General features: G+C 50.9%; 13 protein-coding genes and 1 pseudogene. 10 read left to right on the top strand and 4 right to left on the bottom strand.

Features of this window, described 5'->3' with window-relative positions; translation table 11 throughout:
* Positions 1–89 precede the first annotated feature (89 nt).
* Positions 90–1,337, bottom strand: coding sequence for a Zn-dependent hydrolase (locus KMP13_RS12540; RefSeq protein WP_215266188.1), 1,248 nt, complete (start codon positions 1,335–1,337; stop codon positions 90–92).
* A gap of 137 nt (positions 1,338–1,474) precedes the next feature.
* Between KMP13_RS12540 and KMP13_RS12535 the strand changes: the two genes are divergently transcribed.
* The 10 genes from KMP13_RS12535 to KMP13_RS12490 all read left to right on the top strand — a co-directional run bounded on the left by KMP13_RS12535 (position 1,475) and on the right by KMP13_RS12490 (position 10,716).
* Positions 1,475–2,392, top strand: a complete 918-nt coding sequence (locus tag KMP13_RS12535) for a LysR family transcriptional regulator (protein WP_215266187.1) — start codon at positions 1,475–1,477, stop codon at positions 2,390–2,392.
* A 280-nt stretch (positions 2,393–2,672) separates the two neighbouring features.
* Positions 2,673–4,001 carry an ABC transporter substrate-binding protein gene (locus tag KMP13_RS12530; protein ID WP_215266186.1) on the top strand — a complete coding sequence of 443 codons (1,329 nt, stop codon included), beginning with the start codon at positions 2,673–2,675 and terminating at the stop codon, positions 3,999–4,001.
* 20 nt (positions 4,002–4,021) lie between these two features.
* Positions 4,022–4,798, top strand: coding sequence for an ABC transporter ATP-binding protein (locus KMP13_RS12525; RefSeq protein ID WP_215266185.1), 777 nt, complete (start codon positions 4,022–4,024; stop codon positions 4,796–4,798).
* Positions 4,795–5,505: an ABC transporter ATP-binding protein gene (locus tag KMP13_RS12520; RefSeq protein ID WP_215266184.1), complete on the top strand. Its 711-nt coding sequence runs from the start codon at positions 4,795–4,797 to the stop codon at positions 5,503–5,505. The genes KMP13_RS12525 and KMP13_RS12520 overlap by 4 nt, the downstream gene beginning before the upstream one ends.
* 4 nt (positions 5,506–5,509) lie before the next feature.
* Positions 5,510–6,388 carry a branched-chain amino acid ABC transporter permease gene (locus KMP13_RS12515; protein WP_215266183.1) on the top strand — a complete coding sequence of 293 codons (879 nt, stop codon included), beginning with the start codon at positions 5,510–5,512 and terminating at the stop codon, positions 6,386–6,388.
* Positions 6,385–7,392, top strand: coding sequence for a branched-chain amino acid ABC transporter permease (locus KMP13_RS12510; RefSeq protein WP_215266182.1), 1,008 nt, complete (start codon positions 6,385–6,387; stop codon positions 7,390–7,392). Before KMP13_RS12515 ends, KMP13_RS12510 begins: the two co-directional genes overlap by 4 nt.
* Positions 7,393–7,642: 250 nt before the next feature.
* The gene (locus KMP13_RS12505) at positions 7,643–9,034 is read left to right on the top strand and encodes an amidase (RefSeq protein ID WP_215266181.1); all 1,392 of its coding nucleotides are present in this window, start codon (positions 7,643–7,645) and stop codon (positions 9,032–9,034) included.
* Positions 9,031–9,645, top strand: coding sequence for a nitrile hydratase subunit alpha (gene nthA, locus KMP13_RS12500; RefSeq protein WP_215266180.1), 615 nt, complete (start codon positions 9,031–9,033; stop codon positions 9,643–9,645). The genes KMP13_RS12505 and nthA overlap by 4 nt, the downstream gene beginning before the upstream one ends.
* A 32-nt stretch (positions 9,646–9,677) precedes the next feature.
* Positions 9,678–10,346 (top strand): nitrile hydratase subunit beta, encoded by a 669-nt coding sequence (nthB, locus tag KMP13_RS12495; RefSeq protein WP_215266179.1) that lies wholly within the window; start codon positions 9,678–9,680, stop codon positions 10,344–10,346.
* Positions 10,333–10,716 carry a nitrile hydratase accessory protein gene (locus KMP13_RS12490; protein WP_215266178.1) on the top strand — a complete coding sequence of 128 codons (384 nt, stop codon included), beginning with the start codon at positions 10,333–10,335 and terminating at the stop codon, positions 10,714–10,716. The genes nthB and KMP13_RS12490 overlap by 14 nt, the downstream gene beginning before the upstream one ends.
* A gap of 145 nt (positions 10,717–10,861) precedes the next feature.
* Here KMP13_RS12490 and KMP13_RS12485 read toward each other — a convergent pair whose 3' ends face one another.
* The 3 genes and pseudogenes from KMP13_RS12485 to KMP13_RS12475 all read right to left on the bottom strand — a co-directional run.
* Complete coding sequence (locus tag KMP13_RS12485) at positions 10,862–12,334, bottom strand: NAD-dependent succinate-semialdehyde dehydrogenase (protein ID WP_215266177.1); 1,473 nt, start codon at positions 12,332–12,334, stop codon at positions 10,862–10,864.
* Positions 12,335–12,337: 3 nt separating this feature from the next.
* Complete coding sequence (gene gabT / locus KMP13_RS12480; RefSeq protein WP_285895539.1) at positions 12,338–13,480, bottom strand: 4-aminobutyrate--2-oxoglutarate transaminase; 1,143 nt, start codon at positions 13,478–13,480, stop codon at positions 12,338–12,340.
* 46 nt (positions 13,481–13,526) lie between these two features.
* Positions 13,527–13,689: pseudogene (locus KMP13_RS12475) on the bottom strand (IS3 family transposase); the annotation flags it as partial.

Genomic DNA, 13,689 nt, shown 5'->3' with positions numbered 1-13,689 from the left:
AGAATACGGGTGCAGGCCATATGCGCATACCATTGCGCCGCTTTGTGAGTCAGAAACTCTGAACTTTATTCCTATTACATTCCCATTCTTCAAGCATTGGCGCGGTTAACGGCCGCGTTCAAAAGGACATTCACGCCTGAGACCGTGTAGCCAGGTTCAATGTGCTCTGCTTCGTTATGGGAAATGCCGTCTTTGCACGGAGTGAAAATCATTGCCGTCGGGGCAATTGCCGACAGATGATAAGCGTCGTGCCCTGCCGCACTCAGGATGAACCTGTGCGAAACATTCAGATCGACGGCGGTCGCACGAATTAGATCGACCAAATCCGCGTCAAAGTCCACATCGCCGAATGACCATTCCTTAACAATTTCAATTTCGACATTTGCTTTTTCAGAGGCAATCGCGACAAGTTCCACGGCTTCTTGGTACATCTGCGCTGCCAAATTTGAATCTGGATGGCGCACGTCTATTGTCACTTCGGCATGGTCCGCAATGATGCCGTATTTATTCGGCGAAACATCGATTCGAGCGCAAGTCGCCCGCCCCTCTGGTGCGTAGGCCCACCCAATTTCGCTAATTTTTGCGATAATGATCGCCGCACCGACAAGCGCATCCTTGCGTTTTTCCATCGGGGTCGGGCCTGAATGGGCGTGTTCGCCTTTGATCACGGTTTGCGCCCCAAACGACGTAAACCCACCCGTTACAATGCCAACATGAAGCCCCTCTTCATCCAAGATTGGCCCCTGTTCTATATGTAATTCGAAATATGCATCAATGTCTTTACGATCGCGATCTGACGGTCCGGCGTACCCAATGCGTTTCAATTCTTCGCCAAAGACGGCACCGTCTTCGTCAAGCTGTGACAGAACCCAATCCACATCATGAACGCCAGAAAATGCGCCAGCTCCCATCATCGGAGGCTGAAATCGAACGCCTTCCTCATTGGTCCAGCAGACCACTTCAATTGAACGTTTTGTCTCTAGGCCGCGATCATTCAAGGTGCGAATAACCTCTAGGCCCGACAACACACCGAGAATTCCATCGTATTTTCCGCCTGCGATTTGTGTATCAAGATGGCTGCCGATCAGGACTGGGGCCAGAGTGGGCTCGCGCCCTTCGCGTCTGGCGAAGATATTGCCGACACGATCGATCGTAACCTGACAACTTGCGTCTTTACACCAACGGACGAACTGGTCACGCATTGCTTTATCATCTTCACCTAACGTCAGACGGCTAAGACCAACCGATTTCCCCGGTCCGATAGACGCGGAAACCATCAGGGTTTCCCAAAGACGATCGATGTTGATTTCTAGCGTGTTTGTTTGTTCCAAAGACATGATAGCTCCCGTTGCAATACGATTTTGGGATCATCGCAACGAACCCAAATGTCAGCCGGGGCTACCAAAGCTGGGTGGCGCAGGGCATCTTGATGTAATAATATTTAGTTAGATAAATCTCAATGTGAGGGGCAACCATGGCTCTACCCGCGATTAGTAATGTAGATTTGAAATTGCTAAGTGTGTTCCGCACTGTTGCGCGCTGTGGCGGCTTTTCATTGGCTCAAGCGGAACTTAACGTCAGCCAAGCAACGATCAGTATTCACATCAAGAATCTGGAAACGCGTTTGGGCCTTAGGCTTTGCCAACGTGGGCGCAGTGGGTTTGCACTCACCGAAGATGGACAACGCGTTTACGATGCCTCCAATGCACTGTTTGTTCACATCGAAGATTTCCGAAGTTTAATCCTTGGATATGAACAGCTCATCGGAGAACTGCAGATTGCGATCATCGACAATTCAGTTTTCCATCCCAAATTCCAACTTGGAAATGTGATCAGCCGGTTTGGAGAGTTGGACCACAAAGTTGACATCACGGTTCACGTTGCTCCTCCAAACCAACTTGAACATATGGTGTTAAGTGGACAAGCACATATCGGGATCGGATACTTCCCAAGGCGAATTTCTCAGTTGAGTTACGAACCTTTGTACACATCTGAAATGCGATTGTACTGCGGTCAAGGGCACCCTCTTTTTGACAAGAACGAAGACGACATCACAGTCACGGGCGTGTCTAGCTACCCCCATGCACAGCGCGGTTATGTGTCGGTTGATCAAATGGCAGAAAATGAACGATCCTTTATTTACACTGCACGTGCACCCAATATCGAAGGCCTTGCCCACCTCGTGCTTTCTGGAAAATATCTGGCATTTCTGCCGACTCATTACGCTTCAAAGTTTCAGGAGCAGGGAGCAATTCGCCCCATTCTGAATGAGGAATACGAATATGGGTCCTGCTACGAAATTATCCGCCGTCAAGCCGCCGCACGGACACCTGCAGAAAAAAAATTTCACGAATTGCTTATGCTGGAATCCAGAGAACGCACATTAATTTAGCGCACTTTCTGGGTGTGCTGATCGAATTTTCGACGTTTTTTAAGGAAAAGCTATCGAAAAAGTCGCTTCTGTCCGCTTCACCCCATTACATTGGGATTCCTCTAACTGATTATTGTTGCATTCGAATATTCAAATTTCAATTTGTCTGTCAATTTCTAACCAGACCAGGCCGAATTGCTGTTGGGGCTGGAGAAAACGCAGGGTTCACAAAGAACCCGCAGGGGTAGCTTAGCTGCCAGAACCTTGGAGATACTCCCATCTCCAAAAGCAGGGAAAAAGAATGACTAATAATTCGGAAACAAAATCTGTTACTTCGCGACGCGGATTTCTTAAAAACGCAGGTCTTGGTACTGTTGGTGGCGCAGTTGCCGTCACCGGACTTGGGACCGCGGCTTCGGCGCAATCTGGGGAAGCGGTTGTCATTGGTGGCCCAATTCAGATGACGGGCGGCGGCGCTGCTGACGGCATTGAATTCAAGCAAGGCCTGGAAATGGCCGCTGAAGAGATCAACGCCGCAGGTGGTATTCTTGGGCGCCCGGTTAAGATTGCCATCGCGGATACAGAATCTGGTGGCGATGACAAAATCACAAGCGCGGGCCAACGTTTGATTGACCGTGATGGCGCGAGCGCGCTGATAACCGGATACAACTTTGGCTCACAAATTGCCCTGCAAAATGTGGCAGCAGATGCATCCGTAGTCTATATGCACGCCGACACAGCGCGAGCACATACAGCCCTTGTTGGTGGAGACCCGGAAAAATACTGGCAGTCGTTCATGTATTGCCCTTCCGAAGTTTACTACGGATTTGCCTATCTGAATTACATCAAAAATCTCGAAGAAACTGGCCAGTTCAAAGGCGTAAACAAAAAGATCGCGCTTGTAACGGGCCCAATCCAATATTCCATCAACATTGCTAACTCAATCAAAGACGAAGCTACCAAATACGGCTACGAAATCTCTTTGTACGAGACAGTTGATGCGCCAACGAATGAATGGGGCCCGACACTCGCAAAAATTCGCGAAGATGAACCAGGCTTTATTGTTGTCACACATTTCTTCCCAGGTGACCAAGCGCAGTTCATGAAGCAGTTTTTGACCAACCCAACGAACTCTCTGATCTACTTGCAATATGGCGCCTCCCTGGCAGCCTTCCGCGATATTGCCGGTGATGCTTCTGAAGATGTGCTTTATGCTACGAATATCGGTGTCTTGTCTGGTGAAGTCGGTTCAGATTTTGCTGCGCGTTACACCGCTAAATACGGAGAGAAGGCATCTCCGAATGGCGGCGCACAAACATACGAAGCGCTTCATATGTATGCGCAGGCTGCCGCCATGGCAGGTGGCGTTGGCGAAGCCTATGACGACGTCCAAAACAAGAAAATCGCAGATCGCCTGCGCGGGATGATTTATCGTGGCCCAACCGGCTCGATCCGCTTTGATCCAAAAACTCAGCAAGCCTATTCTTACCCGGTTCAAACGAATGATCCGTCTTTGGGCATGTCTCACATTTTCAGTCAAATCGAGAAGAAGGAAGAAAACGGAAAGATCATTTCCCCGACGCCTTACAGTGTCAAGGAATTCCGCGTTCCAAGCTGGATCAAAATGTAAGCTTGGCAAAGGACTAAAATGTGAAAAATCCCACCCCGAAAATCCTCGAATGTCGACAGGTCCAAAGGCACTATGGTGCATTGGCCGCTGTCGATGGCATTGATCTAAAAATTGAAGCCGGTGAGACTATCGGCATCGGAGGGCCAAACGGGGCGGGAAAAACGACCTTTTTTGACTTAATCTCAGGCCTGACCCCAGTAAGTGGCGGCCAGGTTCTTTATCAAGGCCTACCGATCACTGGCATACTTCCCCATAAACTTTTCCACATGGGCATGGCGCGCACGTTTCAGGTGACAGATGGTTTTGCAAGTCTGACGGTTTTTCAGAACATTCTGGCGTCAGTCGTCAACGGCAGCGGCAAGGAACGGCCCGGTTTTTTGTTCAAACGGCCTCATCGCGAGAAAGCGATGGCTATCCTCGATGACTACGGACTTACACATCTGGCGCATGATCTGGTGTCAGACATCCCCACTTTGGACCGTAAAAAGTTGATGGTGGCGACGGCCGTTGTGCATGACCCCAAAATACTTTTGCTGGACGAACCTGTTGGCGGCCTTGCGCCGTCTGAGATTGATGAATTCATAGAACTGATGTTCAAATTACGTAAGAATGGCATCTCTATTGTATTCATTGAGCACGTCATGCGCTTTCTCATGACTGTCGCGGATCGCGCATTGATCATGCACCAAGGCAAGTTGATCTATGATGGAACCCCCAGAGGGATTGCAACGGACCCAACCGTAAAATCCGTTTACTTAGGCTCTGAAGCTGACGCCATCGTAAAGGACATGCAATGACATCTTTGCTTTCGGTGAAGGGCCTAAGTTCTGGCTACAGACAACAAAAAGTTCTTCATGACATCAATCTAGAAATCGCTCATGGCAGCGTAACAGCGATTATCGGGCCAAATGGCCATGGAAAGTCAACGTTGCTCAAAACTATTTCTGGACTGCTGCCAAGCTGGGCCGGTGAAACCACGTTTGATGGTCAAGCCATGCCCAATGGCGCGCCTGATCGCGCGCGAAGCGGCCTAATTCTAGTCCCCCAAGGGGATCAACTTTTCATGGCAATGACGGTCGAAGAAAATTTGATGATGGGCGCCTTTGCCCGCAAAGACACAAGCGCAATCAAATCCGATCTCGACGAGGTTTATTCTTTATTCCCCCGTCTTCTGGAGCGCCGCACGCAACGGGCTGAAAGCCTGTCGGGTGGCGAGCGACGTATGGTTGGAATTGGCCGAGGCATGATGGCCGACGGCAAATTGATGATGATTGACGAGCCCTCTCTTGGTCTCGCGCCACTCATCATTGAACAGATTTATGCTGCTCTAGGCGTCCTTGCGACGGGCAATTGTTCTATTGTTGTGGTGGAAGAAAACCCAAGCCGCGTTGCCAACGTTGCAAGCTCCTTTCACCTGATGGATGGCGGCACGTTTGCGTGGACGGGTAATGCCGCAGACTTAACCAATTCCGGTGAAATTCTAAATACTTATCTGGGGGGCTAGCGCCGTGGATGCGATATTACAAATAGTTATCACCGGCCTGACTTTGGGCTCGATGTACGCGCTTGGCTCTGTTGGTTTGGCGCTCACCTATGGCACGATGGGCATGTTCAATATGGCCCACGGTGTCTTTATGACAATAGGGGCTTACGCCAGCTATACGGCTGCCACGGTTTGGGGCCTGCCGTTGCCTGTTGCGATTGCATTCGGCATCCTCGCTGGCGGCATTGTTGGCGCGCTTATGCACCTATTGGTCGTGCGTTTCATGCTCAGCCGTGACGACTTTCAAACAACCATCATGGTCGCCACTGCTGGCGTCGCCATATTGTTTCAGGACCTAATTCTAAAGCAATTCGGGGCCTACCCATTCAAACAACCAGTTCAAATCGAGGGGATGTTTCGAATTGGAAACACTGTGATCGCGTATCAATCGATTGCCATCATGGCCATGGCAGCCGTGCTTATCGGCGCAATGGCTTGGCTACTTACAAAAACCCGTTTCGGACTTGCCATTCGTGCCACCGCCATGAACCAGAATGCTGCAAAACTTATGGGTGTTAAAACCGAGCTTACCTATCTGCAAGTCATCCTTATTGCGGGCACATTAGCCGCCGCCGCGGGAATTCTGATTTCTTCATTGGCCAGCCTTTCACCAGGGATGGGGACGAATCCTTTGATCCGTGCCTTTGTGATCTGTGTGGTTGCCGGATTAGGAAGTGTGACAGGTGCAGGGCTCACAGCAATTGCATTGGGCGTCATGGAAGCTGGCATTGGCTACTATTTCGGCGCACGCTACGGATTCCCGGTCATGCTTGGACTGGTCATTCTGGTATTGATTTTCAGACCGGCTGGATTGTTTGGCAAGCAAGGGGTGATCCGCGCATGAGCCGTTTTTCAGACCTACAAAAGAACCTCTTTATTTTGGCCGGAGTATTGGCCGTGATCGCAGCCCTGCCCCTATTTATCACGCAACGCTACTTTCTAGGTGAAATCGTCCTCTTTATGATCTGGGCCTCGGTGGCTGTTCAATGGAACGTGCTGCTAGGGCATGCTGGTGTATTCTCGTTGGGGCAGATGTTGTTCTTTGCTATCGGCGCCTACACCGTTGGCATGATGGGAGTTTTTTTTGACATCTCTCCGTGGCTTTCGATGCCTGTTGGAGCGGTCGTCGCAGCCGTGGCGTCGTTTGCAATCGGACTTGCGTGCCTGCGCCTCGATACGGCCTATGTTGCGCTGTTAACCTTTGCCATCGTCTTTATGGTCAGCTCGCTGATTAGCACGGATGCTGAATGCTTCATAACCGAAGGCGGACTATGTACGCCTTTGTTTGGGGGCGGGAACGGGTTTTCAGGCTTTGGCGATCTAGGGTTTCGAAAGCTGCTCAAAGGCAAATGGATCTTAGGAAATTACTTTGTTGTCCTAGGTGTGCTAGCCCTTTCGCTCATGGCATCGATTGTGGTGATCCATGGTCGCCTTGGGCTGGCTTTCCGATCATTGGGCGACAGCAGGGTCTATGCTGCGGCACGTGGCATGAATAGAACCCGTTTCCATATCATCGCCTTCGTGATCACAGCGTTTTTCACGGGCTTGACGGGTGCCGTCTATGCCGCACATTTTCGGTTCGCAGGCCCTAGTCTTTTCGAATTCTCCAATCTGGTTTTTATCCTAGGTATGATCGTGGTTGGTGGCTTGAAGTCCACTTGGGGTCCAATATTTGGCGCGGCCTTGATGATGGTTCTGGTCGAGTTAGCAAAGAGTTGGGGCGATATTCAAAATTCGCTGATTGGGATCGTGCTGATCGTGTTTGTTCTTTTGCTTCCCAAAGGCGTTGCCGGAGCCAGCACAAAATTGTTTGGCTTCCTGAAACCAAAGAGAAAACCCTCAGCCTAATCGCCCATATTCTCAGGTCCGTCAGAAACGTTGATACGATCATCCCTAGCTGAACTTCATTATGCCAATAGCGCGTCGAACCAAATTTGGTTCTTGAAACACGCAAGGGACGACATCTGTTTCTTTTGAAAATTTCAATGTGAATATTATCCTATTGAAATTCTTTGAAGCGCATGACGGGATTATTCTGAGCGGTAGGTAACTCAACCTGCTGTTCCACAGGCGAAAAATGCATTTTCAAAGGCCGCATATGACCAATTTCTATACCCTTGCAAAAACCGCTGAAAGGCTCGCAAATCGCGAGATATCGGCGGTTGATTTATGCGAAAATATCCTTGCCTGCGTAGAAAACCTGAATCCAAAAATTAACGCATACAGTGCAATTCTATCCGAAACAGCTAGGCTCGAAGCTGCTGCATCGGATGAGCGCCGCAGCCGAAATTGCACTTTGGGGCCGTTGGATGGAATTCCGATCGCGATCAAGGATTTGATAGATACCACTCCTGCGATTTGCAAAGCCGGGCTGGAACATCGATCTAGCTACCGCCCAAAAAGGGACGCTGTTGTGGTCAAGCGCCTGCGTCGCGCGGGCGCCGTCATTATCGGTGTCACGGAAACCGATCCGGGCGCATTTTCAACCGATACGCCCCAAGTGACCAACCCATTGGCCACGAACAGAAGCGTTGGTGGCTCTAGTGGCGGATCAGCGGCTGTTATTGCTGCCGGCCTTGCCTTTGGCGCTGTCGGGACCGATACTGGAGGCAGCATTCGCATCCCCGCCGCCTGCTGTTCGGTGTATGGGTTCAAGCCCACGTGGGGCAGAGTAGATGCATCGGGCGTCATGCCGTTAGCGAGTTCTTTAGATCACATAGGGCCCCTGGCCCGTTCGATTGAGGACCTTCAAATTCTGCAATTGGTGCTGGATCCTGCCCTAGACGATTGCCGCGACATTGCTTTGCAAACTCCAATCAAACTTGGTGTTGCAGTGGCATACTTTGAGGACGCAGACGACGATATCAAAAACGCAATCGCCAACGTCATTAAAATACTAGGGCAAAGCGATATCGAAACCCGTCAGGTCACGCTTCCTGCACCTGATAGTATCATGCCCTTTCATATGGTGACATTGCCCAAAGAGGCAGCAGATTTTCACATCCGGCACTATCCAGAGGACTGGCCCTTATACCCAGAAATCGCTCGACGTACGGTCGAGATGGGGCGCAATATCACGCAGCAATCCTATGATCAGGCCACCGTCCTTCGTTCAAAAGCGTGCGCTGACGTCGATGCCGCTTTGGAGACGGTGGATGCTCTTATCCTCCCCGTTATGCCAATCGACGCGCCGCGCCGTAATGTCAGCTCTTATGTGTTAAACGGCAAGTCCGTTTCCAAATTAGAGGCCACCATAAGATATACATCCTTATTCAATCAAACCGGGCATCCGGTTGTCGCAATGCCTGCAACTACAATTGCGGATGGCCGTTCAATAAGCCTGCAGCTGGTTGGGAAAACCGATGATGACAGGTTGTTATTGCGCCTTGCGCGCAAATTGGAAGAGGCGCTTTCAGTCCAAATCCGTTACAAATCAATTATGGAAAATCAAGACGTGCGACCGCAGAAAAAAGCGAAGGGGCAATTATGAGTGACCAAGACAATGACCATTTTCACGGCCATGTTCATGACCCCATAGAAGAAGGCGCTGCACTTCGCGTGCGTGCTCTTGAAGAACTGGCAATTGCGAAGGGCCTTGTCGACCCCGCTGCACTGGAAAGCGTTATCGAATACTATGAACGCGAAACCGGCCCAAGAAATGGTGCAAGCGTTGTCGCCCACGCGTGGACAGATCCAACGTTCAAAGACTGGTTGCTGCGTGATGGCACAGCTGCCATCCATTCCATGGGGTTTAAGGGCTATCAGGGCGAACATATGCGGGTCGTCGAAAATACGCCTGACGTGCACAACGTGATCGTTTGTACTCTGTGTTCTTGCTACCCATGGCCTGTCCTGGGGTTGCCACCTGCATGGTACAAAGGGCCTGCCTATCGTTCGCGTATCGTTCGTGAACCCCGTAAGGTTCTTACTGAATTTGGCCTAAACCTTTCAAAACACCGTAAAGTTCAGGTTTGGGACAGCACCGCCGAAATTCGGTTTATGGTTCTGCCACAGCGCCCGGAAAACACTGATGGGCTGAACGTGGAAGAACTCGCAGCGATAGTAACACGCGACGGTATGATTGGCACTGCATCCGTCTAGAATTGCACTGACCGGTCGCAAAAGGAGAGCATATGGACAGTATTCATGATTTGGGCGGAATGCATGGTTTCGGTGCGGTTCCGATTGAGAACGAAGGCTATACATTCAAGGATACATGGCAGCGACGTGCCTTTGGTCTGACCCAATCCCTTGCGGGAACGGTCCCATTTTGTGCTGATATGCATCGCAAAAAAATCGAACAGCTTGCCGCCGTTGATTACCTTCAGCTGGATTACTTCGAGAAATGGACGATTGCGACCACTGAGCTGATGAAAGACTCAGGTTTGGTCAATGACGCGGAGCTCGCGTCAGGCAAGAAGCAATTCGACGTGAACCAGGAACGCCATCCGCCCGTATCCTCTGTTGACCTAGTCGACGCCATGAAAACTGGCGGCACATACACATTTCCAGATGGGTCGCGCCACCCAAAATTTTTCGTAGGAGACCAGATAAAAGTGCGCAGCAACTGCGCAGAGGGACATACCCGCGTGCCGCGGTATGTGCGTAGCAAAGCCGGAATAATTCGAAACATCGAAGGTATTTTCCAGTTCGCAGATTCAGTCGCGAACGGAATGGGGCCAGATCCTCAGCCATGTTACCTGGTTGAATTCAACGCAGCTGAGGTTTGGGGGCAAGATGCCGAAGCAGCAGATGACCTTCTCTATTTAGATCTCGCGGAGTCATATCTTGAACACGCCTAAAGTCAGCGACAGCATCAGGTGTATCGCCGAGGCCACGTTACCGCGACGCAGCGAAACTGAGCCCCTTTTCCGAAAAGACTGGCACGCTCGAGTTTTTACTCTTGTTGTAACTCTGGTTCACACTCAAAAGATCCCTTGGAAATCCTTTCAAGAACGTCTGGTGGTCGAGTTAGCAAAACATCAAACCTCAATGGCACCTCAAACGGACGAAGAGGTTGATCTACAGTATTTCGACTGCTGGCTTGCAGCGGCAGAAGAAACATTGCGTGCAGAAGAGCTGATCAATGCAGAAGATGTTATCGCTCAGATCAAAGTAATCAAACAAACGGTCCATGAGATCCGAGATAGTCAGCTGATTGCAAGATCTTGAATACGTGCGTTGATTGATACTTTTGGCCTAAAGGCCACCAATTCTTCAAAACCCGTGTTACGAACCTTCACACCCGCACACCCAAATTCCACAAAAAAAGGGCGGTTCAATACGAACCGCCCAAGTTTCGGGAATGCCTGCGCGCCTAGCTAATCTCGCCCATACAGAGGTATTTAATTTCTAGGAAATCTTCCGCGCCATATTTTGAGCCTTCGCGACCAAGTCCGCTTTGTTTTATCCCGCCAAACGGCGCGACCTCGGTGGAAATCAGACCCGTATTGATCCCGACCATCCCACTTTCCAAAGCCTCTGCGACCCGCCATACACGGGAAATATCTCGGCTATAGAAATACGCGGCGAGGCCAAATTCAGTATCATTGGCCAAGGACACAACTTCGGTTTCATCTTCGAATTTGATCAGTGGTGCCAGCGGGCCAAAGGTTTCTTCGCGGGACACGATCATTTCGGGCGTAACACCGGTTAGAACTGTAGGCTCATAAAAGGTACCACCCAATTCAGATCTTTTACCGCCCTGAAGCACCGAAGCGCCATGAGCTAAGGCATTAGCAACGTGGCTTTCAACTTTTTCCAATGCGGCGTCGTTGATCAATGGACCGGTCGTGACACCGTCATTAGAGCCATCTCCCAAACTCAGCGACTGAACACGCTCTGCCAGTTTTGCAGCAAAGCTATCGTATACACCCGATTGAACGTAGATCCGGTTGGCACAAACGCAGGTTTGGCCGTTATTGCGGAATTTGGCGATCATCGCGCCTTCGACAGCAGCATCAACATCCGCATCGTCAAAAACCAAGAATGGGGCGTTGCCACCCAGCTCAAGTGACATCTTTTTAATTGTGTCGCTGCATTGGTTCATCAAAATTTTGCCGACGCGAGTAGAGCCAGTGAACGTGATCTTTGCGACCTTAGGATGGGCACAAAGTTCTTGGCCAATGCTTGCACTGTCCGAGCTTGGAATGACATTGAAGATCCCGGCGGGGATTCCTGCCCGTTCACCCAATACGGCCATCGCAAGTGCCGACAAAGGCGTTAGCTCGGCTGGCCGAGCCACAAAAGAACACCCCACGGCCAATGCAGGCGCAACTTTGCGCGCGATCATGGCATTCGGGAAATTCCATGGTGTAATCGAGCCGACGACGCCGATCGGCTGCTTTAGGATCACTATGCGCTTGTCGCGCTGGTGGCCCGGGATCACATCACCGTAAACGCGCTTTGCCTCTTCGCTAAACCATTCGATGAATGATGCGCCATACATGATCTCGCCACGCGCTTCGGCCCAAGGCTTTCCCATTTCCGCGGTCAAAATCGTGGCCAGATCGTCGGCATTCGCCACCATCAGGTCGAACCACTTGCGTAAGATCGCGCCGCGTTCTTTTCCAGTCCAAGCCGCGAAAGATTTCTGTGCCACATGGGCAGAATCAATCGCGAACGAAGTGTCGGCAACCGACAAGTCAGCGACCTCGGCGACCAATTCCCCAGTCGCTGGATTGCGCACCTCAAACGTGCCCTGACCTGAAATCCATTCTCCGTTAACGTAGCCACGTGTTTCCAGCAGTGTTGGATCATTCAGGTTTAATTTAGAAACGACTTTATTCATGTTTCAGGCCCCTTTAACGGCAATTACGGATGCTTCGAAGACTACCATTGCCTCATCAAACACGCTGTCTTCGATGGTCAAAGGAGCCAAAAAGCGAATGACGTTCCCAAACACGCCACAGGTCAGTAAAACCAAGCCGCGCGACAAAGCTTCTGCACGGATTGCATTTGCCATTTCTGGATTAGGAGTGGACCCGTCAGCTTTATTGAATTCAGCAGCCACCATGAAACCCGGGCCACGAATGTCGGCCAGTTCTGGCGTTGTGGCTTGAATGGAAGTCAGACGTTCTTTCAGTTTTTGGCCAAGATCGTTCGCCCGGGCGCAAAGATGATCCTCTTCAATGACATCCAAAACAGCGTGGGCTGCGGCGATTCCCAGTGGGTTCCCACCATAGGTGCCGCCAAGGCCACCCGGATTGACTGAGTCCATCAAATCTTGTCGGCCTGTGACTGCAGCCAAAGGCAAACCACCTGCGAGCCCCTTGGCCATTGTGGTGATGTCAGCGTGAACATCATAGTGCTCCATTGCGAACAGCGTTCCAGTGCGCGCAAAGCCCGTTTGGACTTCGTCAGCGATCAAAACGATGCCGTGGTCATCACACAGCTGGCGCAGGGCGCGCATCAATTCGTTCGGAGCAGAATAAAACCCGCCCTCCCCTTGGACTGGCTCGATGATGATGGCAGCCACACGTTCCGGATCAAGATCAGCTTTAAACAATTGCTCAATGCCATGTAACGCGTCGGCCGATGTAGCGCCGTGTAGTTCCATCGGGAAAGGTACATGAAAGATGTCTGGCATCATTGCGCCAAAATCCCTTTTGTACGGAACAACTTTGCCCGTCAAAGACATGCCCATAAATGTCCGGCCATGAAAGCCACCGCAGAACGCGATAACCGCAGAACGGCCGGTAGACGCGCGTGCAATTTTAACTGCATTTTCAACCGCTTCTGCTCCAGTTGTCACAAAGGCTGTCTTTTTAGGGAAATCACCCGGTACCTTTTCATTCAGCCTTTCAGCCAAAGCGACGTAGTTTTCATACGGCAAAACCTGATGGCAGGTATGAGTAAACCGCCCTATCTGCTCTTGAACAGCCGCCATAACCTTTGGGTGGCAATGCCTGTCCGTCGTCAGGGTTTTTGGAACCAATGGCAGCTTAAACTAAGAGAGTATCTGGCTCATCTGGTTGGTTGCATTATGCGGCACGCTGGCGGTGATGCAAGCGTCGCGCTTCGAACGTCTTACGTTTGATCCTTTCCCTTTGTTTTAGAATGGCTTTGTCACGCCCGAAGTAGACGTCGGCAGGTGTGACGGGGGGGAGGGGGGCGGGAGAGGGAGGAGGAGGGGAGTGATCGACG

It is taken from the genome of Epibacterium ulvae, from assembly GCF_018678075.1.
GTDB lineage: Bacteria > Pseudomonadota > Alphaproteobacteria > Rhodobacterales > Rhodobacteraceae > Epibacterium > Epibacterium ulvae_A.
The sequence above is the reverse complement of the archived record's forward strand: the minus strand, read 5'-3'. Positions and strand labels throughout refer to the sequence as shown.